Below are 3,547 nucleotides of genomic sequence, written 5' to 3' on the forward strand. Positions count from 1 at the left end.
CGGCGCCTAGCGCTCGTCCGCCGCAGGCGCCGTCAGGGCGCGCAGCAGCTCTTCCACCGGACGCGCCAATTGCGCCGCGTCGCGCACGCAGACATAGAACTGGCGCTCGGCCCAGGCATCGCGCAGGCGCAGCAGCACCAATCCCATCGAAGCCAGATAGTTGCGGGCGATGCCTTCGGGCACGATGCCTATGCCCAGTCCTTCGCGGATCATGCGGCAGCGGGTTTCAAAATTGGAGACCTGCAACTTGACGTTGGGCGGACGCGTCAGCGTCTGGCCGACATAGGCCAGGAACTGATCGAGCGAATGGCGCGGGAAATAGCCCAGCAGGTCATAGTCCAGCGCGTCTTCCAGGAATAGCTCAGCCCGTCCGGCCAGGGGATGGCCGACCGGGACGACCAGCCCGACGCGGTCGCGGCGGAACGGAAACGAAGCCACGCCCGGCACCGGATGGTCGGCGTGATAGATGCCGATGTCGACCGAGGCCTCCGCCACCATGCGCGGAATGTCGTAGCTGTGGGCATCGAGCAGATCCACGCTGACATCGCGCCGGTCGGCCAGGAAACGGCCCATCACGCCAGGCAGGAATTGCAGGATGGTCGAGGGATTGGAAGCCAGGCGGATCTTTGCCTGGCCGTCGGTGGAATAGCCGTTGATGGCGCTTTCCGTCAGTTGCACGCTGCGCAGGATGGCTTTGGCGCGCTGGTACAGCAAGGCGCCGGCGGGCGTCGGCTCGACCCCTCGTCCGTGCCGGTGGAGCAGCGTCCGCTCCAGGTGGCGCTCCAGTTCCGCCACGCGTTTGCTGGCGGCGGAAGTGACCAGGTTTTCGCGCTCGGCCGCTTTCGACAGGCTCTTTTCTTCGACGGCCGCGACGAAGATCTCCAGTGCGGGGATATCCAGCTTTTTCATACCGGCAATATACCGTGGCGCCATGCCATCAAGGACGCCTCCACGTGCACGATTTCGTCCGCCGTCATGCCGGCCGTGTCGTAGTACCGCGCGCGCCCGGCCACCACCTCGCACACATGATCGAGGATGGCGCGCGCGACGGCTTCCGAGCGCAGGCCGAAGCGCCGGTACTCGCTCAGGCAGTTCTGGAAGGAACTTTCCCGGCCGGCCGCGCCGATGTGCAGATAGTGCCTGGCGGAGCCTTCCTGCGTCACCACGTCGAACAGGGGCGACAGGCGATAGGTGTGCACGCCCTCGTCCTTCAGGAAGCCGACGTTCTTCAGATGGTCGTCGGTGTTGTGGACGGCCACGTTCAGGATCATGCGCGCGTACAGCTCCTTCAAGTCCTGCACCGGGTTGGACGACACGCGGCGCACCACGTCCGCCAGCCGGGCATAGGAGTACGTGGCCTTGCCGCGCGGCCCGTCCAGTTCGCGCTTGCCGATCTGCGCCGATGGGCTGATGAGCGAAGCGCCGCTGAGGAAATGCCGGCGGGCGACCACCGGAGCGGCGCCCTTCCCGGCCTGCAGCAATTCGCGGTCGAAGCGGTGCGTCAGCAGCACCGCGCCCAGGTGCGTTTCGACCAGGCGGATCTCGGGCACGGTCAAGCCGATGGCCCGGGCCATCTGCAGGTTGGCGTATTCGACCCGCTGGCGGTCGTAGGAGTCGCCCTTGCGCGGAAATTTGGCGATCCACATTTCGCCATGCTCGTCGCGCACGATGGTCTTGGGGCGCGCGCCGCCGATGTCCCAGGAACTGCCCAGAATGTCGCGGTACAAGCCCTTGGGTTTTACGCCCTGGTCGATGTCGGTGAGCAGGTCGGCAAGCGACTCCAGCTGGCCGAGTTCCGGCAGGCGGTAGGTCTTGCGCATGTTCGGCGTGAGCGGGCGGGCGCTGAAGAACAGCGCCCCCACGCCCATGCCTCGGCCCTTGAGCAGGACTTCGTCCTCGGTCACGCGGGCGCCGGCATTGTCGACGCGCATGACGTTGCGGCCCCAGGCGTCGGGCGCGGCGTCAAAGATTGCCCCCAGCGTTTCGTAGCGGCTTTCGGTACGGAACGTGGTCCGCGCATCCACCAGCGGCAGATTCAGCGGATCCAGCGCAAAGGCGCGCGGGTCGTCCACATAGGACTGCACATAGGTGAATTCGGCGTAGAAGTGATTTTCGTCCGAGTCGTCCAGCGTCAGCAGGCCGGCCAGCACCGCCTCGCCGCGGATGTCCACGTAGACATACAGCTCGCTTTCCACCGACTTGTGCTTTCTGGTCTGCACCATGGGCGGGCGCTACAGCTGGGTGGGATCGGCGCGGTGCGCGTTCGGCGCCTTGCCGCTGCCGCGGCTGGGGCGGCGCACGGCGTCCAGCCGCTTGCCGACGCCGTCGAGGTCGGGGTCGCCCAAGGCGTAGACCTGGTCGGCGTAGCCGTACTGCAGCAACGCTTCGATGGCCAGCGCCAGGGACACGCCGCCGTCGCCGCGCTCCAGGCGCGTGATGGTGGCGCGCGACACGCCCATGCGGCTGGCCAGCGTGGACTCGGTTTCGACGCGGCGCAGCCTGGCGGTACGGATGTTGGCGCCGATCCGGGCAAGCGCTTCGGCGCCATCGAAGCTGGGTTCGATCTTCTTTTTCATGAGACGATAATAGTGCTTAGCCGAAGGAATTGCACTATTAATGAGTCATTTTAGTGGATGTAAATATCTATTAATAGATCATATATAGCTGTTATGACTCATTAATAAAGCATTTTTCCCTAAACCACGACTGCCTGCTCCAGGCGCAGTCCGCCGCGCCCTGTGTCCAGCGTCACCTGCGCGCCCAGAGGCAAGGTCAGGTTGGGATCGCCATGGCCGCTGGGCCATCCCGCCAGCACCGGAATGCCGCGGGAGCGGAACTGGTCCAGTATCAGCGGGTACAGCAGCCCCTGGGCCTGGGCATCGTCGCCCGGCACGCCCAGGATCCGGGTGAAGTTACCGACCAGCACGCCTTTGAGCTCGTCGAATTTGCCGGCGGCGGCCAACTGGCTCAACAGCCGGTCGATGCGGGGCAAGGCTTCATTGACGTCCTCGATGAAGAGAATGGCGCCACGGGTGTCGATCTCGTTGTCCGAGCCAATCAGCGCGCCGATCAGCGCCAGGTTGCCGCCGATCAGCCGCCCGGTCGCGGCGCCGGGTATCAGTTCCGTGGCGGTCGCATAAGGGGGCGGCGTAATCCATGCTCCCCGCCCCAACTGGCCGCTGATCATCGACAGCAAATGCGATTCGGTGGGCTCGCGCTTGCCGGCCAGCAGATCCTGCGCCAGCATCGGTCCATGGAAAGTGACAAAGCCGGCGCGGCGCTGCATGGCCAGGTGCAACGCTGTGATGTCGCTATAACCGATGAACGGCTTGGGATGGCGGCGCAGCAGGTCGAAGTCCAATTGATCCAGCAGTCGCCAGGAACCGAAGCCGCCCTGCAGGCACCACACGGCGCCGACCTCGGGCGCCGCGAAGGCCGCATGCAGGTCGGCCAGCCTGTCGGCGTCCGCCCCGGCCAGATAGTCATAGGGGGCGTCCAGCCGCGAGCGTGACGCCGGCATGACCTGCGGCTCGTAGCCGCGCGCCAG

Annotated in this window: 4 protein-coding genes; all 4 read right to left on the reverse strand. The window is 65.7% G+C overall.

Going from position 1 to position 3,547, the window contains the following annotated elements; genetic code table 11:
- Positions 1–6: 6 nt before the first annotated feature.
- Positions 7–909, reverse strand: coding sequence for a LysR family transcriptional regulator (locus VIR09_RS23225; RefSeq protein WP_332014987.1), 903 nt, complete (start codon positions 907–909; stop codon positions 7–9).
- A complete protein-coding gene (locus tag VIR09_RS23230; protein WP_332014988.1) occupies positions 906–2,222 on the reverse strand; it encodes a HipA domain-containing protein in 1,317 nt (438 codons plus the stop codon). The genes VIR09_RS23225 and VIR09_RS23230 overlap by 4 nt, the downstream gene beginning before the upstream one ends.
- 9 nt (positions 2,223–2,231) lie before the next feature.
- Entirely contained in the window at positions 2,232–2,576 is a 345-nt protein-coding gene (locus VIR09_RS23235) for a helix-turn-helix transcriptional regulator (protein ID WP_332014989.1), read from the reverse strand.
- Positions 2,577–2,695: 119 nt separating this feature from the next.
- Positions 2,696–3,547: LD-carboxypeptidase (locus VIR09_RS23240; RefSeq protein ID WP_332014990.1), on the reverse strand; the 852-nt coding region annotated here is incomplete at its 5' end.

It is taken from the genome of Achromobacter sp., assembly GCF_036567245.1.
Lineage (GTDB): Bacteria > Pseudomonadota > Gammaproteobacteria > Burkholderiales > Burkholderiaceae_B > Achromobacter.